This is a genomic window from Megasphaera massiliensis (assembly GCF_036305205.1).
Lineage (GTDB): Bacteria > Bacillota > Negativicutes > Veillonellales > Megasphaeraceae > Megasphaera > Megasphaera massiliensis.
Map to the genome: position 1 here is coordinate 117,513 of NZ_JAXIXE010000014.1, position 22,423 is coordinate 139,935.

At 52.7% G+C, this 22,423-nt stretch carries 17 protein-coding genes; 4 read left to right on the top strand and 13 right to left on the bottom strand.

What is annotated here, in order from left to right:
- Positions 1–25 precede the first annotated feature (25 nt).
- Together UCI88_RS02635 and UCI88_RS02640 are read right to left on the bottom strand one after the other, a co-directional pair.
- Positions 26–1,996 (bottom strand): penicillin-binding protein, encoded by a 1,971-nt coding sequence (locus UCI88_RS02635; RefSeq protein WP_230198097.1) that lies wholly within the window; start codon positions 1,994–1,996, stop codon positions 26–28.
- Positions 1,989–3,419: a CCA tRNA nucleotidyltransferase gene (locus tag UCI88_RS02640; protein WP_256179779.1), complete on the bottom strand. Its 1,431-nt coding sequence runs from the start codon at positions 3,417–3,419 to the stop codon at positions 1,989–1,991. The genes UCI88_RS02635 and UCI88_RS02640 overlap by 8 nt, the downstream gene beginning before the upstream one ends.
- A 154-nt stretch (positions 3,420–3,573) precedes the next feature.
- On the opposite strand from UCI88_RS02640, the gene UCI88_RS02645 reads away from it, so the two are divergent.
- On the top strand, positions 3,574–4,101 hold the full coding sequence (locus UCI88_RS02645) for a cob(I)yrinic acid a,c-diamide adenosyltransferase (RefSeq protein WP_256179761.1): 528 nt from the start codon (positions 3,574–3,576) through the stop codon (positions 4,099–4,101).
- Positions 4,102–4,120: 19 nt separating this feature from the next.
- The gene (locus UCI88_RS02650; protein ID WP_256179760.1) at positions 4,121–5,380 is read left to right on the top strand and encodes a M20 metallopeptidase family protein; all 1,260 of its coding nucleotides are present in this window, start codon (positions 4,121–4,123) and stop codon (positions 5,378–5,380) included.
- Positions 5,381–5,406: 26 nt separating this feature from the next.
- Here the strand turns inward: UCI88_RS02650 and UCI88_RS02655 are convergent, their stop codons facing one another.
- Entirely contained in the window at positions 5,407–6,075 is a 669-nt protein-coding gene (locus tag UCI88_RS02655; protein WP_256179759.1) for an HAD family hydrolase, read from the bottom strand.
- A 239-nt stretch (positions 6,076–6,314) separates the two neighbouring features.
- On the opposite strand from UCI88_RS02655, the gene UCI88_RS02660 reads away from it, so the two are divergent.
- A complete protein-coding gene (locus UCI88_RS02660) occupies positions 6,315–7,490 on the top strand; it encodes a cation diffusion facilitator family transporter (RefSeq protein ID WP_044504463.1) in 1,176 nt (391 codons plus the stop codon).
- A gap of 36 nt (positions 7,491–7,526) precedes the next feature.
- Here the strand turns inward: UCI88_RS02660 and UCI88_RS02665 are convergent, their stop codons facing one another.
- Both UCI88_RS02665 and UCI88_RS02670 read right to left on the bottom strand, forming a co-directional pair.
- Positions 7,527–11,012 carry a DNA polymerase III subunit alpha gene (locus UCI88_RS02665; RefSeq protein ID WP_256179758.1) on the bottom strand — a complete coding sequence of 1,162 codons (3,486 nt, stop codon included), beginning with the start codon at positions 11,010–11,012 and terminating at the stop codon, positions 7,527–7,529.
- Between the two features lie 137 nt (positions 11,013–11,149).
- Positions 11,150–11,584: a hypothetical protein gene (locus UCI88_RS02670; protein WP_044504466.1), complete on the bottom strand. Its 435-nt coding sequence runs from the start codon at positions 11,582–11,584 to the stop codon at positions 11,150–11,152.
- Positions 11,585–11,762: 178 nt separating this feature from the next.
- On the opposite strand from UCI88_RS02670, the gene UCI88_RS02675 reads away from it, so the two are divergent.
- Positions 11,763–12,173 (top strand): amino acid-binding protein, encoded by a 411-nt coding sequence (locus UCI88_RS02675; RefSeq protein WP_044504468.1) that lies wholly within the window; start codon positions 11,763–11,765, stop codon positions 12,171–12,173.
- Between the two features lie 49 nt (positions 12,174–12,222).
- On the opposite strand, the gene UCI88_RS02680 is transcribed toward UCI88_RS02675, so the two are convergent.
- From UCI88_RS02680 to UCI88_RS02715, 8 genes are all read right to left on the bottom strand, one after another.
- A complete protein-coding gene (locus UCI88_RS02680; protein WP_044504469.1) occupies positions 12,223–13,257 on the bottom strand; it encodes a 3-deoxy-7-phosphoheptulonate synthase in 1,035 nt (344 codons plus the stop codon).
- A 71-nt stretch (positions 13,258–13,328) separates the two neighbouring features.
- A complete protein-coding gene (locus tag UCI88_RS02685) occupies positions 13,329–14,603 on the bottom strand; it encodes a sensor histidine kinase (RefSeq protein ID WP_065359409.1) in 1,275 nt (424 codons plus the stop codon).
- Positions 14,604–14,607: 4 nt separating this feature from the next.
- A complete protein-coding gene (locus UCI88_RS02690) occupies positions 14,608–15,285 on the bottom strand; it encodes a response regulator transcription factor (RefSeq protein ID WP_044504475.1) in 678 nt (225 codons plus the stop codon).
- A gap of 12 nt (positions 15,286–15,297) precedes the next feature.
- Positions 15,298–15,918 (bottom strand): GTP pyrophosphokinase, encoded by a 621-nt coding sequence (locus tag UCI88_RS02695; protein WP_256179756.1) that lies wholly within the window; start codon positions 15,916–15,918, stop codon positions 15,298–15,300.
- A 133-nt stretch (positions 15,919–16,051) separates the two neighbouring features.
- Positions 16,052–16,687: a redox-sensing transcriptional repressor Rex gene (locus UCI88_RS02700; RefSeq protein ID WP_044504479.1), complete on the bottom strand. Its 636-nt coding sequence runs from the start codon at positions 16,685–16,687 to the stop codon at positions 16,052–16,054.
- 89 nt (positions 16,688–16,776) lie between these two features.
- Positions 16,777–18,054 (bottom strand): O-antigen ligase family protein, encoded by a 1,278-nt coding sequence (locus tag UCI88_RS02705; protein WP_256179755.1) that lies wholly within the window; start codon positions 18,052–18,054, stop codon positions 16,777–16,779.
- 162 nt (positions 18,055–18,216) lie between these two features.
- On the bottom strand, positions 18,217–19,521 hold the full coding sequence (locus tag UCI88_RS02710; RefSeq protein WP_044504481.1) for a bifunctional folylpolyglutamate synthase/dihydrofolate synthase: 1,305 nt from the start codon (positions 19,519–19,521) through the stop codon (positions 18,217–18,219).
- Positions 19,522–19,530: 9 nt separating this feature from the next.
- Positions 19,531–22,191, bottom strand: coding sequence for a valine--tRNA ligase (locus UCI88_RS02715; RefSeq protein WP_044504483.1), 2,661 nt, complete (start codon positions 22,189–22,191; stop codon positions 19,531–19,533).
- Between the last annotated feature and the right edge of the window lie 232 nt (positions 22,192–22,423).

Genomic DNA, 22,423 nt, shown 5'->3' on the forward strand with positions numbered 1-22,423 from the left:
ATTAGAACTATGATACTGTATCCGTTCAGCGTTTAAAGGTGACCGTTACGTCACTTCCGGAAGGCGCATAGCTTCCCGGCCTCGGATCCTGCTGAACGGCACTTCCCATCCCTTTTGGAACAAAGCCCAGGCCGGCTTCATTAAGCCAGTCGTTGACTTCCCGCGTACTCCAGCCGATAAAGGACGGGATGAGGACCCCGTCCTCTGTCTGATGGACAGGAGGGATGACTCTCGGCGGCGCCGTAACCAGCGGAGCCAAGGGCTTAAGTCCTGTATCGGAAGTCGGCCGCAGGCCTTTCATGCGAACGATTTCCGTCATCAAATCCTTAAAGACCGGGGCCGCAACCTGAGCCCCGTAATAGACGCCGCTCGGTGCATCGACGACGATTAAAACCAGGAACTGCGGATCTTCTACAGGACCAAAGCCGATGAAGGAACCGACATACTGCCCTTCGGCATAGCCCGTGCTGTCAGCCGTCTTCTTCTGGGCTGTCCCGGTCTTACCGGCAAAGGTATATCCTTCTATTTTTGCATTTTGGCCGCCGCCGGAAGAAATTTCTTCTCCCATAAATTTACTGATGGTTTCCGCCGTTTCCGCCTTAATAGGCTGACCGACTTCAACGGGTTCTTTCTTTTCGTAAACCGATCCGTCGGGATTGTCGATTTCTTTCACGATAAAAGGCTTCATCATGTGGCCATCATTGGCAATCGCACTGAAAGCCTGGACCATTTGCAGCGGCGTGACGGCGATCCCCTGGCCAATCCCCATGGAGGCCGTATCGACGATGGACATGGTACTCGGCGAAAATAGGATACCCTCCTGTTCGCCCGGAAGTTCAATGCCCGTAATCGAACCGAAGCCGAAACGGTGAGCATATTCGGTCAATAATTTTCCGCCTGCTTTTACAGCAATGTGGACCATACCGGTATTAATAGAGTACATAATGATTTCTCGAAGGGTGACATTTCCAAGGCCCTTCTCATCCCAGTTATGCATCGTCCGATCGGCTACCTGAATGGAACCCGTATCGTGATAGACGTCACTGACGCTCCATTTCCCCGAGTCGAGAGCCGACGCTGCCATGAGTGGCTTAAAGGTCGATCCCGGTTCATAAACGTTGACGACGGCCCGGTTCCGATACGATTCTTTATCGCCCTTGCCATAATGATTCAAATCATAGGTCGGCCGGCTGGCCATGGCCAAAATTTCACCGGTCTTGGGATTCATGACGATGATGGCAGCCCCTTCCGGCTTGTTTCGATTCATGATGCCGTCCAATTCTTTTTCAGCCAGGTACTGAATGGTACTGTCAAGGGTAAGGCTGACCGACCGTTCTTTATCGGGCAGGAATTTCTTCAAGGCCGATTCAAAGACCGGAATGTTATTGCTGTCGGTCTGAAGGCGGAAGGTCTGCTTGTTGCCACGGATTTCATCGTCGAGAATCATTTCGATACCATCGAGGCCGCGGTCATTATCGCCGACGAAGCCGATGACCTGAGCCGCCATGGAGCCGTTAGGATAAAAGCGGCGGTTTTCATCGCGAAAGACGAGACCGTGCAGCTTTTCGCCCTTGATGACCTCTTCGACGGCTTCGTATTTATCGTGGTCCATCTGGCGGTCGAGCCAGACAAAGGCCGTGTCTTCTTTAAGGCGCCGCAGTATTTCATCCTGAGAAATGCGAAGGTACGGTGCCAAAAGCTCCGCCACCTTTTCCGGCGGTTCATTGAGCATCGTCGGATCGGCGTAGAGTGATTTCGACATTTCACTGATGGCCAAAACCTTGCCATTGCGATCGAGGATCATGCCTCGCGGCGATTGAAGATTCCGTTCCGTCTCACTTTGCATCTCGGCCATGGCCATCATATCATCATGATGAAGGACTTGATGATAAAAAAGGGCGCCCAGGACAGCTGCTGAAAGGAGCATCATAAAGAAAACGCAGACGGCGATATGGAAACGGATATAGCGATTCTCTCTTTTTTCGGTATTATCCATGATTTGCATCCCCTTCATGGCGTTCCATCCAGCGCCGGGCTGCCGCCGCCAAGGCATCGGCATCGTTGACGAGATCCTTATTCTGAACCCGTTTCAACAGGATGCGCAGGCACTGACCGGTCCGGTTCCGACACAGATCAGGAATGCGGCGGTCATAGACGAGATCCTTCGTACTGACCGGCATGGCCTCTGCCAGCATGGCCATATACTCGCCAAAGGATTCTGTCCCTTCCGTATTAGAGTCAGGCCGGCCGCAGCCGATGATATCGCCGACGGACAGCGCCGTCGCCTGGCGGATGGCTTCAGCCAGTTCTTCTGTCCGGTGAAAAGGCCCTTGCAGGGCTTCGCGGCGAAGCCACTTGTCGACGTCCCCTTCAGCCGTATTGGCAAAAAAGTGAAATTTCATATGGGTCTTGACCAGCCAGGCCACACGATCGGCAAAGGCCGGTTTCTTACGCCAGCGCAGCAAAATCTCTTTGGCCATATCGGCCCCCAGCGAATCGTGGCAGTAATCGGTATAACGTCCTTTCTTTTCACCGCGGATGCCGGGCAGGCCCTTGGCGATGTCATGAAATAAGGCGGCATAGCGAACAGTCAGATCAGGTGGCGTATGAGCCACTGTCGCCAAGGTATGCACCCAGGCATCAAAAAGATGGAAGGGCTTCGACTGCGGCGTATCGGGCAAGTGACCTAATTCCGGCAGGATGGGAATCGCCGTATAAACCCCATTTTCTTTTTGACGGCACGAACAGGCTGCAAGGCCGCTGCGGACAAGAATATCCAAGCCGCGAAAAGAAGCCGGTGTCACCATCAGTCGGTCAAGTTCACTGACGACTCGCTCAAGGGACAAGCCGGAAACGCGGTCAAAGGCCGACGGCATGGCAGCTACGGTTTCCTTGGAGGCCATAAAATCGAGCTGACCGGCAAAACGGCACAGGCGAAAGAGGCGCAGGGCATCTTCCTGAAAACGACGCACGGGATCGCCGACGGTAACCAGCCGTTTCTTCTTCAAATCCTTTCGGCCGCCGACATAGTCGTAAATCTCACCGCTTCTGTCCATGGCCAAGGCGTTGACGGTAAAATCGCGGCGCAGCACGTCTTCGCGAAGGGACTCGGCATACCAAACCGATTCCGGCCGATGGCTGTCAGTACCGTAAGATTCACCGCGAAAAGTAGCAACTTCAAAGGGTTGTCCCTCAAGGACGACGACGACGATGCCAAAGGCTTCGGCGTTGATTTCCGCCGTATGCCAGCCCTTTTCTTCAGCGACGCGGCGGATATCGTCAGGCCGGGCCGACGTTGCAATGTCGTAATCATGAGGCGTCCGTCCCATGAGCAGATCACGGACAGCTCCGCCGACGACATACGCTTCAAACCCGGCATCTTCCAGTGCCATAAGCAGTTGATGCGCTCGTTCTTCCATCATCCCGGCCCCCTTTCCTTTAGAAATTAATGATGTTATATTATAACACGAATAGACGGTACTGACCACTATCTGATAGCCTATCGTTATGATATAATTCACTCATAAGGTGAACATAACAGTCCGCCAGGGAACATAAAAAGGAGGTAATCTCTTGGACACTGGTTTAATACATCTATACTGCGGCGACGGCAAAGGCAAGACGACGGCCTCATTAGGGCTGGCCCTGCGCTGTGCCGGCCGTGGGGGACGCGTCCTCTTTTCCCAGTTTTTAAAAGGGCGGCCGACGGGAGAGCTCACGTCACTGGAGCAGATTCCGGCCATTACCGTCCTTCGGGGAAAACCCATCTTAAAATTCACCTTCCAGATGACGGAAGCGGAGAAAGAGGAGACGAAGGCCGCCCAGACAGCCCTCTTCGACGAAGTCCGCACCTTCTGCCGTGACAACAAGCCCGATCTTGCCGTCTGCGACGAACTCATCGGAGCCTGCGCCCTGGGGCTGGTCCCGGAAGCAGAAGTCCGCCGTTTTTTACACGAAAAGCCGGCTAACACCGAAGTCGTCCTGACCGGGCGCAATCCCAGTCAGGCCCTCGTGGATCTTGCCGACTACGTATCGGAAATCAAAAAGATAAAGCATCCCTTCGATAAAGGTATCCCTGCCCGCCTGGGAATCGAAGAGTAGCCTGAAGGAGGCATCTCACATGATCAATATCTTTGAAGCTGTAAAAGAGGAACAGGAAGAACTCATCGCCCTGCGCCGCCATTTCCACGAATATCCGGAATTATCAAAACAAGAAGACCGGACCATTGCTTATATTGCCCAAAAACTCGATGAATACGGCATCTCCTACCGCATCGTCGACAAGGGCGGCCTCATCGCCTGGATTGACGGCAAGGGACCGGGAAAGACCCTGCTCCTTCGGGCCGACGTCGATGCCCTGCCAATTACGGAGGGTGAAAAGAATCTCTCCGTCCCTCGTGTCTGCCGCTCTCACCACGACGGCGTCATGCACGCCTGCGGCCACGACGGCCACATGGCTATGCAGCTCGTCGCCGCCAAACTTTTAAACCGCTGGAAGGACCAGTGGGACGGCACAGTCCTCTTCATGTTTGAACGCGGCGAAGAAGCCTCCGGACCGCTTGAATACCTCCTGCGCTACCTCGAACAGGACAGTCCGTGGCACGTCGATGCCTGCTATGCCACCCACGTCCGCTGGGACATTCCGGCAGGGAAAATCGCCATCTGCGACGAAGCTCCCATGGCCGGAGGCTTTGGCTTTGAAATCCGCATCGACGGCCACGGCGGCCACGGATCCCGACCGGACCTGGCCCAGAGCCCGATTGACTGCTTCCACGATTTCTACGGCAACCTCCAGGCCCTTCGTATGCGCATCGTCCCGCCCAAGGAATGCCTGACCTATTCCATCGGCAGCCTGCACAGCGGCGACACACTAAACGTCATCCCCAATTCCCTGACCTTTTCGGGAACGTCGCGTTTCTTCAGTTACGACAATGCCGGAAAAGCTTTTTACGAAGCCTTTCAGGACATCCTAAAAAATTCCTGCCAAACCTATGGGTGCAGCTATGAGATTCTGCACATGCCCGACCCCTTATTCGAAGTCCAAAATGATCCTACCTGCGTCGGTATCGCCCGCGAGGCCGTCAAAAAGTATCTGGGCCCCGACGTCTTAACGGACTGCCAGCCTTGGATGGCGTCGGAAACCTTTGCCCTCACGGCTCGCCTCTACCCCGGCGTCCTGATCTTTACGGGCATCGAAAATAAAGAAAAAGGCTGCGGCGCCAATCATCATACGCCGGAATTCGACCTCGATGAAGACTGCCTGCCCTACGGAGCAGCAACCTGCCTCGGTTTTGCTCTCGATTATTTAAAAGAAAAGCCGGACATTCCCTTCAAACGACCAGACGAGCCCCTTGAAAAACTCGTCGCCCGCAACATTTGACCGACACGGTCCGAGACTGAAAACAATCAGTCCCGGGCCGTATTTTTTTCAAGGAGATCAGGTACTTCGGCAAGACTTTGACAAATATGCCAGGCCATGGCCTGCACCTCTTTATCAATTTCAACCATATCCGGAATCCAAATGGACGGAATTCCGGCCCGATGGGCTGCCAAGATGCCGTTTTCTGAATCTTCCATGACCAGGGCCGTCTCCGGCAAGACACCGAGCTTCTCACAAGCAATGAGGAAGATATCCGGATCAGGCTTTCCGTGCGGCACTTCTTCCCCACTCTGGACGACATCGAAAAAAGACGCAATTCCCTTTCGCTCCAATAAGTATTCAATCATCGACGGTGGCGACGAAGAGGCAACGGCGCAAAGGAGGCCTTCTTTTCGGGCATAGTCTAAAACCTGACAGAGACCGGGTTTAAAAGGGATGTCGTGATGTCGATAATAGTCCATCTGCAGGGCCACTTCTTCTTGGCACACCTTGTCATAAGGATAATCCGGCCCGAAAGCCTCTTCACAAACAAAGCGGGTCCTCACATTGTCACGACCTGCGATCTTATCATAGACCGTTCGATCCAAATCATAGCCGTACCGGGCCGATATCTCTCGCCAAAAACGGTAGAAAATGGGCTCCGTATCAAACATCGTCCCATCCATGTCAAAAATTAAAGCTTTTCTTCTGTCCATACTTCCTCCCTGTGTATAATGGTCCTCATTTGCAACCATAATTCTGAACTTCCCCTTTATTATATCGAAATTAAGAGGAATTGCAATTTTCCCTCCTATAGAGGTAATAATTATTCCCATTTTCGATAATATTATGATTTTTTCGCATTTATATTATTCTCATTTGCATTTTCATTATCTCTTGTATCTTGCGTCAACTCTGCTATAATAGAGGAAATCAGAAAGTCAGGTGAATCGATATGACTGAATTTATCATCCGCCGCTTCATAAAAAACTATGAAGACACAGACAATAAAGGAGTCCGTGAACAGTACAGCATCCTCGGCGGCGTCTTAGGCATCATTTGTAATCTATTTCTCTTCGTCAGCAAATTTCTCGTCGGCATGGCCAGCAACAGTATCGGGATTTTGTCCGATGCCTTCAATAACCTGACCGACATGGGTTCCTCTTTCATTTCCATCATCAGTGCCAAACTGAGTAACCGTCCGCCCGATAAAGAACATCCCTTCGGCCACGGCCGCTTTGAATACCTGGCATCGCTTACCATTGCCATCATCATCCTCGTCGTCGGCTATAAGCTCTGCGAAACGTCGATTGGAAAGTTCTTCGAGCCGGAAGCCATGGAATTCTCCTACTGGAGCTTAGGGATTCTCGTCATCTCCATTGCCGTCAAGGTCTGGATGTGCGTCTACAACCGTTATATCGGAAAGAAGATAAATTCCAGCGTCAATGAAGCGACCGCCGCCGACAGCATCACCGATGCCATCGCGACGACCGGCGTCTTAGTCACGACCATCGCCCAGCAGTTTACGACCCTCCCCGTCGATGCAGCGGCCGGCACAGCCATCGGTCTCATGATCATGTACGCCGGCTACGGCATTGCCAAAGACGTCATCAATATTCTCCTCGGCAAGGCGCCGGATCCGGAGCTCATCGACGGCATCGTAGAAAGCGCCTTAAAGTGCCAATACGTCGTCGGCGTCCACAACATCCGCATCCACGACTACGGCCCGGGTCGGATGTTCGGCACGATTCACGCCGAAGTCCCGGACACGGCCAATCTGGCCGACGTCCACGCCGCCCTCGACGTATTGGAAGACGAATTAAAGGACCGCTACCAAATGGACCTCAACATCCACATGGATCCCTTGTGTACCGATCCCGATAAAATCGACGCCATCCGCCACGTGTTGGACCACATCGTCCACGAAAAATACCCGCGCTACCATACGGACCACCTGCGCATGACCTCCGGTAACGCCCGCTTGAACATCATCTGCGACATCCACGTCCCGCCTGACGAATATAATAAAGAAAACATCGCCCGCATCCGCCGGGAAATCAACGCCTGCATGAGAAAGTACAACGACAAGTACCGCGTCGTCCTGGCCCAGATCATCGCCGACCCGCAATAAAAAAGGTGAAGAAGGAATTCCTTCTTCACCTTTTATTTATTTAACGACTAAAGACCGCGGTTCGAGCATGGCCTGCAGGGGCTGACGCAATTCTTCCGTCGTTTCGACCCAATACTGTTCGTCGGTCAGAATCGTCTTGCGACTGCCCATGAGGTGGAAATAAACTTTGACCTGGCCCGGATGTTGTTTCAGAACCTTGCCGATACGGCCGGCAAGGTCAGTCCGTTCAAGGTGGGCCGGAATCTTGATGAAGAGTTTCGTTCCCATACCGGGATGCCAGTAGTCTCCGGCCTCTCTAGCCGCGACAGCCGATACGACCGGTGTCGGCTGCGGGTCTGAGGCCGCCGTTTCCTGGCCGAGGGGCCGCACTTCTTCGGCTAAAATCTGGATGCTGTCGTCGTTGATATCGGCTCGGCCGCGAATAGACACGGCCATATCGACGGCGACGAACTGCTGATAGCGGCCGTAGGTCTTGGGGAATACGACGACCGACACAGCGTGGGTAAAGTCTTCGAGGGTGATGATGGCCATCTGCTCATTGCGCTTGGTCATGACCTGCTTTTTCGCCGTAATCAGACCGCCGACACGAAGCATCTTACCATCATACTGGCGCCCGTCTTCCCCATAGAGCAGCGATAGGGGACTAAGCTTATCCATGATTTCTTGATACTTGCTCAAAGGGTGGCCGCTGAAATAGAAACCGTCATACTCTTTTTCCATGGCCAGCCGCATTTCAATGGGATATTCCTCGATATCGGGGTATTCGAGGTCGGTCATGACCTCTTCCGTATCGTCAAAGAGACCGATTTGGCCCGACGCATAGTCTTTTTGACTGAGGGACCCCATGGCCACAGCCTGATCGATGACGGCCATGAGCTGGGACCGCTTCTTGCCGAAGGAGTCCATGGCGCCACATTTAATCAGGCTTTCTAGGGCCCTCTTATTGACTAAGTGATAGTCGACGCGACTGCAGAAGTCGCCGAGGGACGAAAACGGACCGCCTTCTTCCCTGGCTTTCACGATGGCATCGATGGCGTTGCCGCCGACGCTCTTGACACCGGACAGACCGAAGCGGATGGCTCCGTCCTGAACGGAAAACATGGAGACGCTGTCGTTGACATCCGGCGATAAAACCTTGACGCCGTGGCGGCGGCACTCGGCGACGTAGTAGCTGATTTTGCTGCTGTCGTTGATCATACTGGTCATGGTCGCTGCCATAAACTCAGCCCGGTAATGGGCCTTGAGGTAAGCCGTCTGCCAGGCAACGTAAGCGTAGGCTGCCGAGTGGGATTTATTGAAGCCGTATCCGGCAAAATAGACCATGAGGTCGAAAATTTTGTTGGCGATTTCATCAGAAATGTTATTCTTCCGCGTCCCTTCGAGGAAGTTAGCCCGCTGGGCTACCAGAATGGACTCTTTCTTCTTGCCCATGGCCCGACGCAGCAAGTCAGCCTGACCAAGAGAGAAGCCGCCTAAGGCCGAGGCGATCTGCATGACCTGTTCCTGATAGAGGATGACGCCGTACGTATCCTTTAAGATCGGTTCCAGCTTCGGGTGCAGGTAGGTAACCTTCTTCTGACCGTGACTGCCCTTGATGAAGTCATCGACCATGCCGCTGCCCAAGGGGCCCGGGCGATATAGGGCCACGAGCGGAATCATGTCTTCAAAATGCTTCGGCGCCAGTTCCTTAACCAGGTTGGTAATCCCAGACGATTCCATCTGAAAGACGCCGGCCGTATCGCCTTCGGTCAAAAGCTTACACGTTTTCGGATCGTCGAGAGGAATAGCATCGATGTCGAAATCGATGCCGTAGTTCTTATTGATCATCTTGACCGTATCACCGATGACAGTCAAGGTTCTGAGGCCGAGAAAGTCCATCTTGAGCAGTCCCAGGTCTTCGACGAGATCCTTTTCATACTGCGTCGTAAGGTCGCCTTCCTTGGAGTGTTGGACCGGCACGTAATCGTCGACGGGCGCCGCCGAAATGACGACGCCGGCAGCATGGGTCGACGAGTGGCGCACCAAGCCTTCGAGAGATTTTCCGAAATCGACCAAACGGTGGACCGTATCGTTAGACTCGTATTCACTGCGGAACTCTTTGCTCATCTGCAGGGCCTTGTCGAGGGTCATGCCCAATTCATTGGGCACCAGTTTTACGATGCGGTTCACTTCACTTAAGGGAATGTCGAGGACGCGGCCGACGTCACGCAAAACGGCTTTGGCCGCCAAGGTCCCGAAGGTGATGATCTGCGAGACGTGGTCGATGCCGTATTTTTTCGTAACGTACTGAATGACTCGACCTCTGTTTTCATAACAGAAGTCCATATCGATATCCGGCATGGTCACTCGTTCGGGATTTAAGAATCGTTCAAAGAGGAGATTGTACTTCAAAGGATCGAGGCCGGTAATGCCCAAGAGGTAGGCAACGACAGAACCGGCTGCCGAACCACGGCCGGGGCCGACGGGAATCTCATGGTCCCGAGCATATTTGACGTAGTCCCAGACGATGAGGAAGTATGACGGAAACCCCATGGTATCGATGACGCCGAGTTCATAATCAAGGCGTTCTTTTACTTCCGGCGTAATGGGATCGTACTTTTCAGAAAGGGCTTGTTCGCAGAGCTTTCGCAGATAGGAAGAATCCGTTTCGCCGTCGGGAACGGGAAACTGCGGCAAGTGGCGGTCGTCAAAGGAGATATCGACGTTGCATTTATCGGCAATTTCCAAAGTCGTATCCAAGGCTTCGGGCATATCCGAAAAGAGGTCGGCCATTTCATCGCCGCTCTTCATATAAAATTCATTATTATAAAATCGGAAATGGGACGGATCGTCGAGGGTGCTGCCCGTCGAGATGCAGAGCTTGATTTCCTGAGCCGGCGCATCGGCCTGATCGATATAATGGTAGTCGTTGGTCGCCACCAATTTCAGTCCCAATTCCTGTGACCAGCGCTTAAAGACGGTACGGACCGTCTTTTCTTCAGGAATGCCGTGATTCTGGACTTCTAAATAGAAATCTTCTTTGCCAAAAATCGATACCAGTCGTTCCAAAGAGCGCCGAGCCCCTTGCTCGTTATGGTTGAGGATATCCTGCGGGACCTGACCTTCGATACAGGCCGTCGTCGCAATGAGGCCTTCGTGGTACTGCTCGAGCAAATCGAAGTCGACTCGCGGCTTGTGATAGTTGTTTTCCCCGTCGACGAAGCCTTTGGACACGATTTTAATGAGATTGTGATAGCCCTGATTGTTTTTGGCCAGCAACACCAGGTGGCAGAGCCGTTCCTTGGTCTTTTTCTCGAAACGGCTGCCGCGGGTCATATAGACTTCACAGCCGATGATGGGCTTGATGCCCTGGGCTTTCGCCTCCCGGTACAGATAGATGACGCCGTACATATTGCCGTGATCGGTAATGGCCACAGCCGGCATATCGAGTTCTTTCGCTCGCGATACCATGTCGGGAATCTTGCACAACCCGTCGAATAAACTGTACTGCGTATGAACGTGTAAATGAACAAAAGGCCGCATCCCCAAAATCCTCCCTTATCCTACTCGGTCAAAATAGCCTGTTGCTAGTGATTTATCATTATATCATATTCCGGCCTTGATATACAGACGGACGCCAAAAAAGAGACCGCCGGCAAACGGTCTCCTTCATACAAACCTCAGAAAAAGTCATCGTCATGCCGTTCCTCATAAGGATCGGCATAGTAGCTGTCATCGTCCGGTGCATCCCAGTTGCCGTCATAGTCCCGTTCTTCCCGGCTCCGGTGATGGCCATGGATTTCATGGTAGATCATCGACGCCGTAAAGGCTGCCATGAAGGCTTCATCGGTCCCCGTATCCGGATGGTCGTCTTTCGGCACTGACGGCCGTTCATGAAGGGCCTTTAAAGCCTTGTTCTTTTTTTCAGCTTCAGCCTTTTGTTCGGCTTCGGCCTTTTTCTTCATCCCCGGCAAGAGAGCCAAATACAGGGCGATCAAGGTAAGCGCCGCCGCCCCGATGGCATAAATCGGTTCCGTCATATCAAAAATCCAGATATACAGTTTCGTCAGTCCCAGCATGATGACAAACAGCGTAACAAAAACAGAAAAGGGCATAATCCCATCTCCCATCCGATTCGCACTCTTTTTTCTATTATAACACGATTCGATATGGACCGGCAGATTTCTTACCTGATTTCGAGGGGAACTTCCCTTTTTCTGGTACAAACTTATATTTTTATGATAAAATAAGAACACATCTATATAATTTATCGTGAAAGGGGATTCTTATTTCATGCTCCATCAAGTTTCTGTCTTCGCTGAAAACAACAAGGGCACCCTGCGCAAGATGACCTCCATTTTGGCCGATGCCAATATCAACATCTACACCATGCTGGCCAATGACAGCGCCGAATTCGGCATCATCCGCCTCATCGTTACCGATCCGGAACTGGCCGTCCAAGAGCTGAAAAAAGCCGGTTACCAGTGCCATATGGACCGCGTCGTCGCCGTCGAAATGGGCGATACGCCGGGCTGCCTGGATAAAATTCTCGACCATCTCTGCCAGGCCAACGTCGCCATCGACTACTTGTACATTTCTTACAACCGCCAGACGGCAACGCCGGTAGCCATCTTCAAGACCCGGGAAATGGAAACAGAAACCTTCCTGCGGGGCAAAGGTTATCGTCTCCTCGATACATTCTAAAAAAAAAAGTCATCCATGAGGATGACTTTTTTTGTTGGGAATACAGATTCTATAATACGTCGGCCATGTCGTAAATGAGGCGTTCCGTCTTTTCCCAACCGAGACAAGGGTCTGTAATCGACTTGCCGTATACACCATCACTGATTTTCTGGCAGCCGTCTTCGAGATAGCTTTCGATCATAAGGCCTTTTACGAGGTCTTTGATATCGGCAGCATGGCGACGACTCTGAAGGACGTCTTTGGCAATGCGTATCTGTTCGAGATACCGTTTTCCCGAATTGGCATGGTTGGCATCGACGATGACGGCCGGATGGGAGAGGTCCCGTTTTCCGTAGGCTTCATACAGGCGCTGAAGGTTTTCGTAATGATAGTTTGGAAGACTATTGCCAAAGCTGTCGACGTAGCCCCGAAGAATGGCGTGAGCCATGGGATTTCCGGTCGTCCGGACTTCCCAGCCGCGGAAAAGAAAATTTTGGGAATGTTGAGCAGCTTCAATCGAGTTGAGCATGACAGAAATGTCGCCGGACGTGGGATTTTTCATGCCGACAGGAATGCCGACGCCGCTGGCAATCATGCGGTGAACCTGGTCTTCCACAGAGCGGGCGCCAACGGCAGCATAGGACAAAAGGTCCGATAAGTAACGGAAAATTTCCGGATAGAGGATTTCTTCGGCACAGGTAAAGCCCGTTTCCCGGACGACCCGTACGTTGAGTTCGCGGATAGCCATGATGCCGCCCAGCATGTCTTCCTTCCCTTCCGGATCAGGCTGGTGGAGCATCCCCTTGTAGCCGACGCCGATGGTCCGCGGCTTGCTGGTGTAAACGCGGGGAATGATGAATATTTTGTCTTTCACCCGGTCCTGTACCTTGACCAGGCGATGGATGTAATCGAGAACAGCCTTTTCATTATCGGCAGAACAAGGACCGATGATGAGCAGGAATCGATCATCCTTCCCGGCAAGGATATTTTGGATGACCTCATCACGCCGTCTTTTAACAGCCTTTGAGCCGTCATCCATAGGGAATTGTTCCATCAATTCCTGCGGTTCCGGCAGTTTCCGAATATATTCCATTTGCATTTCCATAGTCTTCCCCCCTGAGTAAAATTCGTCACGTCCTCATTATAGCACAGATACTGCCGTTGTCGGACAAAAGATTATCCCAGACGGACCGTAAAGGTAATCCGATCTCCCTTATAGGTCGCAAATATCTTTCCACCCATCAATTTGGTCAATTCCTCAGCCATGGACAAGCCGATACCGTAGCCGGCCTTTTGGCTGTTGTGGGACACGTCGCCGCGGTAGAACCGCTCGAAGAAGCGAGAATAGTCGACATTGGCCCCGTCGACATAGGTATTGGACACGTCGAGGACGACGCCATTTCCCAGCCGTGACCGGCGCAGGGCCACTTCGATACTGCCGCCGTCGTCACAGTATTTGACGGCGTTGTCGACGAGGATATTGACCAATTCATACAGGCATTTACTGTCGCCTTTGAGTCTGACATTGTCGGTAATAGCCGTAGTCAGCGTCTTTTCAGCGTCGATAGCCAGCTGCTGGAAGGAGTCCGACACGGTTTTGACCGTATCCGAGAAGTTGACGTCGGTAATGACTAGATCGACTTGCGACCGTTCGCCCATTTTGGACAACAGGATCAAATCTTGAATGAGGTTCGACAGGCGACGGACCTGCTTTAAGATACTGTCCGTCCACTGACTTTGGCCATTCAGCATCTCAATGGCTTCAGCATTGGCGGAAATGATGGCAATAGGCGTCTTCAGCTCATGGCCGGCATTGGTAATGAACCGCTTCTGATTCTCCATATTCTGGACAAAGGGCCGGATGGCTATGTTGCAGAGGGCGGCCAAAATGAGGATGTAGACGACGACGCAGCCGAAGCCGAACCAGGCCGAGTAGCGCATAAAGGACGTAACGGCCGCCGCATCGCGGGTAGCGTCCATGATGACGATGAGGAAACTGCCGTCGTCATTGGGTTTTATCATATAGGCGTAGGTCGCCCGTCCCTTTTTGAAAAAGCCCTGTTTCTGCCCGGTCTCGCGCGACTCTTCGACAGTCGTCCGAGCGTATTCGATGGCTTCCGGCTGAGAAAAAGCTGCAATGTGCTGAATATCGATGTGTTCGGCATAGCCGTTGCCGTTGACGAGGACGCTAAAGAAACGGATTTGATAGGCAAATTCCGGCGTCTCTTCGGTCCACGACGGATCGCTGAAGAAACTGCTGTCGTCACCGCCGATTTTCTGAGGCACGGCGCCGTCATTATGGATGATATAGGTCAAAACGGACATGACCTGGGCGTTCATGCGCATATAGGCAATGGCGTTGATGAGTCCTAAGGCCCCGCCGACGACGACCAGGACGCCGATGACGGCCATGATGAGAAATTTGCGGCGCAAGCGCTTGATCATGTTCATAAGCCTATTTCCTTTCTTTTACCGAGAGCAAGTAGGTCTGGCCTCTTTCGCCGACGATTTCGATATCGGCCTGGATGGCTTCCAGTTTTTCCCGTAAATAGGAGACGTACATAAAGACGATGCCGTCGTCGACGTCACCTTCATCGCCCCAGACGTTGTCGAAAATTTGCTCCGTCGATAAGGGCTTCCCGACGTTGGCCATGAAAAACTTCATTAACTTCGTTTCTCGGTTAGCCAAGCGAATGGAGCTGCAGCAGACCATTTCCTGTTCATCCACGTCGAGTTTGACGGCTCCGACGTGGAGCTTCGACGGCGTAAAGGACTGGGACCGCCGCGTCAACGAGCGCAGGCGGGCCAGGAGTTCTCCCATGGCAAAAGGTTTGGTCAGGTAGTCGTCGGCGCCGGCGTCGAGACCGGTGATGCGGTCATCGACTTCGGCCTTAGCCGTCAGCATGAGGACCGGCGTCATATCCCCTTTTTCCCGGATTTCCTGCAGGGCCTGAACGCCGTCTTTTTTCGGCATCATGATGTCGAGGATCATACAGTCATAGGACTGGACCAGGGCCTTATCGACGGCGGCCTGGCCGTCATAGACGGCATCGACCTCATAGCCCGAATGAGTCAAAATCGCGACCAGGGCCGCGGACATTTCTTTTTCATCTTCTGCTAAGAGAAGGCGCATCTTCATTCCTCCTTATTCTTGTGCATGGATCAAATTGCGGATGGTCTGCATGGACACGTCGCACGACGCCAGCTCATCGGCACAGCGCTTTAATTCCCGGATGATGAGCTGGGGATTTTTGATATCTTGCTTGTACTTCATCTGGTGTTCCAGGCTGGCCCAGGAATCCATGGCAATGGTCCTAAGCTGGACTTCGGCATAAAAGCGGCCCGGATTAGCGCCGGTTACATCTTCATAGGGCACCTGCAGTTCTAAAATCAGATGATAACTGCGATAACCGTTGGGCTTGACGTTGCGGATATAATCTTTTTCTTCGACGACGCGAATGTCGGGCTGACTCTTCAAAAAATCAATGGCTCGATAAATATCGTCGAGAAAACAACAGACAATGCGGATGCCGATGGCATCGTATATATGGTGGAGCGCCGACTGTGCTGTCTGGGGCAGCCCTTTGCGGTCGCACTTTTCCCGCATGCTGGCCTCGCCCTTCAGGCGGTAGATCAAATGCTCGTAAGCGGCTTCACCGGTCTTTTTCTTGGTATCGCTGCTATAGGCCCGGATACGGCCGATAAGGTCCTGCATCACGGACTCGAGAGCCGGTTCATATGCACCATAAATGGATGTGCTGTCCATAAAATCACCTCATTCACTAACTAGTACGAGTATTATACCATAAAAAAGGACGGTGCCGCACACGGGCACCATCCTTTTTAGATACTGTTTAAATTCTTTTATGAAAGTTTATACAATCGTTTTGCAACGATCTTCATTCTGTCTTATTGGTCAGATAGTATGAAATACGGCTCAGGCCGATGGACAAATCTTCTCGAAAGACGAAAATCCCGTCCGGTACGGTCAATCTGAGCGGTGCGAAAGACAAAATACCGCGGATACCGGCATCGACCATTTGATCTGCCACCTGCTGGGCAACGGCTGCCGGCGTCGTAATGATGCCGATCTGGATGCCTTCGCGACGGATGACGTCCCCCATTTCAGAAATCGGCGTGACTTCGACACCGCCGACGTTTTGGCCGATAATGCGATGGTCCACATCGAAGAGTCCTGTCGTCCGGAAACCCAAACGACCGAAGGTCTTATAGTTCGCCAAGGCCCAGCCCAGATGGCCGATGCCGGCGATGCCGACTTTCCAATGCTGCTGCAAACCGATGATTTCCACGATCTGTTGACACAATTCACTGACATAATAACCGACGCCTTTTTTTCCAAAGGCACCAAAGCAGGTAAGGTCCTTGCGAATCTGTTCCGGTGTGATGCCTAAGCGTTCCCCTAATTTTTCGGATGAGATGATATCGATTCCCGCATCTTGCAGTAATAGCAAGTCCCTGTAGTACAGCGGCAACCGTTCGATGACAGCATCCGATATTGCCTTTTTCTGTCTCATGGATAGTAACCCTCCAACTATGTCCCCAGCTATTCCCTATAGCTATAAGCAATCTTGTCTAGTGATAATAGTCACATGCCTATTATATATCATTGTGAATTATTTCGCAAACTGTTTTTATTACTTTTTTCACATAGTTCCCCAAACATATTGGCGAAGAGGGCACTCATCAACCAAAAAGTGAGCGATATTTGCGTGCTGAACAAATCATAATCACTGATTCCACTGATGGAAAGCGACAGGACGGACGCCGCCAAGGTCATGGAAAGGGACCGGTCAAAAGTCCGAACATGATGATCTTTTACGTAACGAATAGCGTACCAAGCATTTCCGAAGAAAAACCACAGGCCGAAAAAGGTACCGACCAGCCCCGTTTCCGCCAAGAAATTGAGATACATATTGTGGGCGTGGAAGATGACGATGCCCGCTTCCTGTATCAGTTCATTGTACACGGGATAAACGTGTTTAAAAGCCCCCCAACCGATGCCGAACAAGGGATGGTCGAGAAACATAGCAATGGCCGCTTCCCACATATCCATGCGCATGGCAACAGACGTATCGGCTTCACTGTGGCTAAAAATCGATAAGAGCCGGTCGGCGACACCGCCATGATAAAAGGCTCCGATCAAAGGCGCTGCCAAAAAGAGGAGCCATACCCTCTTGTCCCAAAAAAGGCCAAAGAAAAAGACCAAGGCGCCGACACTGAGCCAGGCCCCGCGGGAGTAGGTCAAAACCAGGCAAAGGGTCAGGATGGCCAGGAGCACCAAGTACATGACCCGGTGCCAGTAATGGCGGGTGCAGATCATCATCGATGCTGAAGCGCTCATGACGATCAACAGGAAGGCCGACAGCAAGTTGGGGTTGTACAGCGTCGAATACATGCGACGCCGCAGAAGCGGAAAAGCCGCCTCATCGACCCATTCGGCATTGTTCAGAACCAGCATGTGAGCATACTGATACAGGCCGTACAAGGCGACGGCAAAGGCACTGAACAAGAGGGCCGAAAAGAGCATCCTCCGTTCCCACGAACGGTGCACAAAGACCAAGATGCCGTAATAAAGTAGGATATACTGCAGAATCGTAAAAACGTAGAATGCCATTCCCATAAAAAAATGGGGCGAGCCGATGAGCGACAAAAAAGCGGCGACGGCAAACCCGACGGCAGGCATGGAAAGAGGCCCTTTTCGAAGAGGCAGGCGCGGGTACCGCATCATATAATAAAGACCGAGAAGCAAGGCCACGACGAAAAAGCCCTCCATCACAAAAAGATTCAGGGGCATAAAAAAAACAGTCCCGGCCAGGGCATAGACGACGCGCAGCCGTGCCCGCTCAGCAGGCGTACTGCCGGTCCGTATCATCCACTTCATATAGGTTCGCTCCTCCGTAAATATATGTTTTATTTTATCATAAGGTCCACTCCAGCGCAACGAAAAAGGAGTATCTCCACAGGGAGACACTCCTTTTTCGACAGCCTGCTGACAGGTCTGTAAAACGATAGGTAACGCGTCTTTCCAAGCCGACAAGACGGTTTAAAAAAGCTGATAGTTTTTCCGAAGATATGCCCGTACTTCACCTTGAATGTAGAGCGATCCCACAATGCACAGGACCTGATCCGGTGTTACAGCGGCGAAGGCCTTATCGAGTCCTTCAGCAAGACTTTCGGCCCAATCGGCTTTACAAGGCACAAGTTCTGCCATGGCCTTCGGATCGGACGTGCGCGTCGTCGGTGCCGGTGCACAGACGACGTAGTCATCTTCGTGAAAGAGTTCCCGTACCATTTGGCTGTAATCCTTATCGGCTAGGACCGAAAACAGGAAGACCCGCTTGCGGTCTCCAAAGACGTCTTCATAGGTCTTGCAAAAAGTCGTAATGCCGGCCGGATTATGAGCGCCATCGAGGACGACGTCTGTATGGCCGGCCTTAAAGACTTGAAATCGTCCGGGCCACTCGACGTGGCGGATACCATTTTCAAGGGCCGTCCGAGTCAGCTTTTTCTCATGGCGGGCCAAGAGGAGCAAGGTCATGACGGCGGCGGCACAGTTGATCCGCTGGTGTTTCCCCAATAAAGGCAGGACCGTCGTAATGGCAAAGCCGAATTTTTCCCGGACGGTCACCATCTGGCCTGTCGCCGGGTCTTCGGGACCGGCATTGCCGACGACGTCGAAGCTGTGATCAAGGGCATAAAGCCGGCTGTGCATGGCATAGGCCTTGCGGGCGATAACCGATAGTGCCGGCTCTTCCGCCGTCGTGACGACGGGTACCCCTTCTTTAATGATGCCCGCCTTCTGCTCGGCAATGGCTTCAATCGTATTGCCGCAGTATTTCATGTGGTCCATAGCCACGTTGGTGATGACCGATACGGCCGGAACGATGACGTTCGTCGAATCGAGGAGTCCCCCCAGTCCGACTTCGATGACGGCATAGTCGACACCGATGCTGGCAAAATACCAGAAGGCGGCCGCCGTAATCAGTTCGAATTCTGTCGGCCCTTCCCCGCCGTCAGCTACCATGGCCGTCACGGCGTCTTTGACGACGGCGACGGCAGCGGCAAAGTCATCCTCAGAAATGTCGTGATGGTCGATGTGGATCCGTTCCGTATAGGACTCCAAGTGAGGCGACGTGTAGCGGCCGGTCTTAAAACCCGCTTCTGTAAGGGCCGATGCGATCATGGCCGTCACCGATCCCTTGCCGTTGGTACCGGTGACGTGGATGGTCTTATATTTGTTTTGGGGATTTCCCAGGCGTTCCAAGAGATTTTGGATGCGCCCGAGTCCCAACTGGATGCCAAAGACGTTGGCAGCTTCTAAATAGTGTATTGCTTCTTCGTATGTCATGAGAGCCTCTTAGAGTTTTGCCAAATCTTCCATGCGTTTCGTAAGGGCAGCCATTTTTTCCTGATAATCGGCCAGTTTCCCCTTTTCCTTTTCGACGACGGCTGCCGGAGCTTTGGCCAGGAAGCCCTGGTTAGCCAGCTTCTTGTCGAGGCGGTCGATTTCCTTCTGGAGCTTTTCCTGTTCTTTCTGGACGCGGGCCGTTTCTTTTTCGACGTCGATCAGGTCTTTGAGCTGTAAATAAACTTCGATGCCGGGCACGACGGCGACGACGGCGTTTTCAGGTTTGGCGTCACCAGCCGAAAGGAGGGTAACTTTGTCGGCAAAAGCCAGGGTATGGAAGTAATCTTCATAATCGTTCAAGGTCTTGGCCAAGTCTTCCGTTGCCGGTGCTAAGATGACCGGAGCCTTCTTGCCCATGGGAACGTTCGATTCGGCTCGGAGGTTACGGATTCCCTTGATAGCTTCCATGAGGGTGTTCATAGTAGCCGCGTCATCGGCAAAATTCCACTTATCCTGAGCCTTCGGCCAGGGGGCGACGATGATGCTTTCCCCTTCGTGAGGCAGATGCTGCCAAAGGTGTTCCGTAACGAAGGGCATGAAGGGATGGAGCATTTCCAAGGTATGGGTCAAAACGTAGACCAAAACGTACTGGACGGTGTGCTTGTCGCGGTCGCTGGCGGCCTGGTAGAGGCGCTTCTTGGCAAGTTCGATGTACCAGTCGCAGTAGGAGCTCCAAATGAAGTTATAGACGGCATCGGCGGCGTCGCCCAGTTCAAATTTATCGAGGTCTTCCGTGACTCTGGCTGCCGTTTCATTAAAGGACGTCAAAATCCAGCGGTCGGCCAAGGTCAAATCGCTTTCTTCGGGAACGAAGGCTTCGTCAAAGTCGGTAAGGTTCATGATGACGAACTTCGAGGCATTCCAAATCTTATTGGCAAAGTTACGGTTAGCTTCGACTCGTTCCATGTAAAAACGCATGTCGTTGCCCGGCGTATTGCCCGTAACCAAGGTAAAGCGAAGGGCATCGGCGCCGTATTCTTCGCAGACGCCGAGGGGATCGATGCCGTTGCCCAGAGACTTACTCATCTTGCGTCCCTGGCTGTCTCGGACGAGGCCGTGGATGAAGACGTTTTCAAAAGGAATATCCTTCATGAATTCGCAGGTCATGAACATCATGCGGGCAACCCAGAAGAAGATGATGTCGTAGCCCGTAACCAGGACGCTGGTCGGGAAGAACTGGTCGAGATCAGCCGTCTTATCAGGCCAACCCATGGTCGAAAAGGGCCAAAGGGCCGAGCTGAACCAAGTATCGAGAACATCGGGATCACGATGGATATGCGTGCTGTGGCAGTGCGGGCATTCCGTAATGTCTTCACGGCTGGCCGAGGCTTTGCCGCAGTCGTCGCAGTACCAGACCGGGATCTGATGGCCCCACCAGAGCTGGCGGCTGATGCACCAGTCATGGACGTCTTCCAGCCAATGGTTGTAGGTCTTGACGAAGCGTTCGGGAATGAAGCGGGTCTTTCCGTCTTCTACGGCTTTGAGGGCGGCTTCGGTAAGGGGCTTCATCTTGACGAACCACTGCTTAGTGACGAAGGGTTCGACCGTCGTCTTGCAGCGCGAGCAATGGCCGACGGCATGGGTCAATTCTTCAATATGATCGAGGAGTCCCAGTTCTTCGAGGTCGGCGACGACGGCTTTGCGGCAGTCTTCGCGGGTCATGCCATTGTATTTGGCACCGGCTTTTTCATTCATCGTACCGTCGAGGTTCATGATCATGATCGATTCCAGGTTATGGCGCTGACCCATTTCAAAGTCGTTGGGGTCGTGAGCCGGCGTAATCTTGACGGCGCCGGTACCAAAACCGATATCGACGTAGTCGTCGGCAATGACTTCGACTTCGCGGTCGACGAGGGGCACGATGATTTTCTTGCCGATATACTTCTTCATACGGTCATCATTGGGGTTAACGGCAACGGCCGTATCGCCCATGATTGTTTCCGGCCGAGTCGTGGCAATCATGATGTAGTCGTCTTCACCGACGACGGGGTATTTTACGAACCACAGATGGCCGGCTACGTCAGAGTGGTCGACTTCGATATCCGACAAGGCCGTATGGCAGTGAGGGCACCAGTTGGTAATGCGCTGGCCCTGATAGATGAGGCCTTTTTCGTACAGGGAAATGAAGACTTCCCGAACGGCACGGGCGCAGGTATCGTCCATGGTGAAGCGCTTGCGGCTCCAGTCGCAGGACGAACCCAGGCGGCGAATCTGTTTTTCGATGCGGCTGCCGTACTGTTCCTTCCAAGCCCAGACCCGTTTCAGGAATTCTTCGCGGCCGATTTCATAGCGGTTTTTGCCTTCTTCCGCCAACTGCTGTTCGACCTTGACCTGGGTGGCAATGCCGGCATGGTCCGTGCCGGGAATCCAGGCGACGTTATAGCCTTCCATGCGCTTGAAGCGGACCAGGATATCCTGCAGGGTATTGTCCAGGGCATGGCCCATGTGGAGCTGGCCGGTTACGTTCGGCGGCGGCATGACGATGCTAAAGGGTTTCTTGCTCTTATCCGGTTCTTGATGGAAGTAGCCCTTCTTTTCCCAAAAATCGTACCACGTCATTTCCATCTCATTCGGTGCATACGTGCCCAGTTGTTCTTTATTCCATTTCATGCTTATTCCCTCCAAAACAAAAAAGAGCATTCCCTCGCCTAAGGGTTCATTCCTTAGGACGAAAGAATGCTGTATCTTCCGCGGTACCACCTAAATTGCCGCTTTTGCGACCGCTTCATGGCACAGGTAACGTCTGTTTGACGGACAGGCCTTTCCTCCTGCCAGCTCACGGGTGACGCGCCTTATTCTCTTTGAATGCCCTCTCACCGAATCGGCATTTCGCTGACAAAAA

Coding starts and splice junctions, on each gene's coding strand:
- UCI88_RS02635 (WP_230198097.1), bottom strand. CDS start 1,996: ATGGATAATACCGAAAAAAGAGAGAATCGCTATATCCGTTTCCATATC.
- UCI88_RS02640 (WP_256179779.1), bottom strand. CDS start 3,419: ATGGAAGAACGAGCGCATCAACTGCTTATGGCACTGGAAGATGCCGGG.
- UCI88_RS02650 (WP_256179760.1), top strand. CDS start 4,121: ATGATCAATATCTTTGAAGCTGTAAAAGAGGAACAGGAAGAACTCATC.
- UCI88_RS02655 (WP_256179759.1), bottom strand. CDS start 6,075: ATGGACAGAAGAAAAGCTTTAATTTTTGACATGGATGGGACGATGTTT.
- UCI88_RS02660 (WP_044504463.1), top strand. CDS start 6,315: ATGACTGAATTTATCATCCGCCGCTTCATAAAAAACTATGAAGACACA.
- UCI88_RS02665 (WP_256179758.1), bottom strand. CDS start 11,012: ATGCGGCCTTTTGTTCATTTACACGTTCATACGCAGTACAGTTTATTC.
- UCI88_RS02670 (WP_044504466.1), bottom strand. CDS start 11,584: ATGCCCTTTTCTGTTTTTGTTACGCTGTTTGTCATCATGCTGGGACTG.
- UCI88_RS02675 (WP_044504468.1), top strand. CDS start 11,763: ATGCTCCATCAAGTTTCTGTCTTCGCTGAAAACAACAAGGGCACCCTG.
- UCI88_RS02680 (WP_044504469.1), bottom strand. CDS start 13,257: ATGGAAATGCAAATGGAATATATTCGGAAACTGCCGGAACCGCAGGAA.
- UCI88_RS02685 (WP_065359409.1), bottom strand. CDS start 14,603: ATGAACATGATCAAGCGCTTGCGCCGCAAATTTCTCATCATGGCCGTC.
- UCI88_RS02690 (WP_044504475.1), bottom strand. CDS start 15,285: ATGCGCCTTCTCTTAGCAGAAGATGAAAAAGAAATGTCCGCGGCCCTG.
- UCI88_RS02695 (WP_256179756.1), bottom strand. CDS start 15,918: ATGGACAGCACATCCATTTATGGTGCATATGAACCGGCTCTCGAGTCC.
- UCI88_RS02700 (WP_044504479.1), bottom strand. CDS start 16,687: ATGAGACAGAAAAAGGCAATATCGGATGCTGTCATCGAACGGTTGCCG.
- UCI88_RS02705 (WP_256179755.1), bottom strand. CDS start 18,054: ATGAAGTGGATGATACGGACCGGCAGTACGCCTGCTGAGCGGGCACGG.
- UCI88_RS02710 (WP_044504481.1), bottom strand. CDS start 19,521: ATGACATACGAAGAAGCAATACACTATTTAGAAGCTGCCAACGTCTTT.
- UCI88_RS02715 (WP_044504483.1), bottom strand. CDS start 22,191: ATGAAATGGAATAAAGAACAACTGGGCACGTATGCACCGAATGAGATG.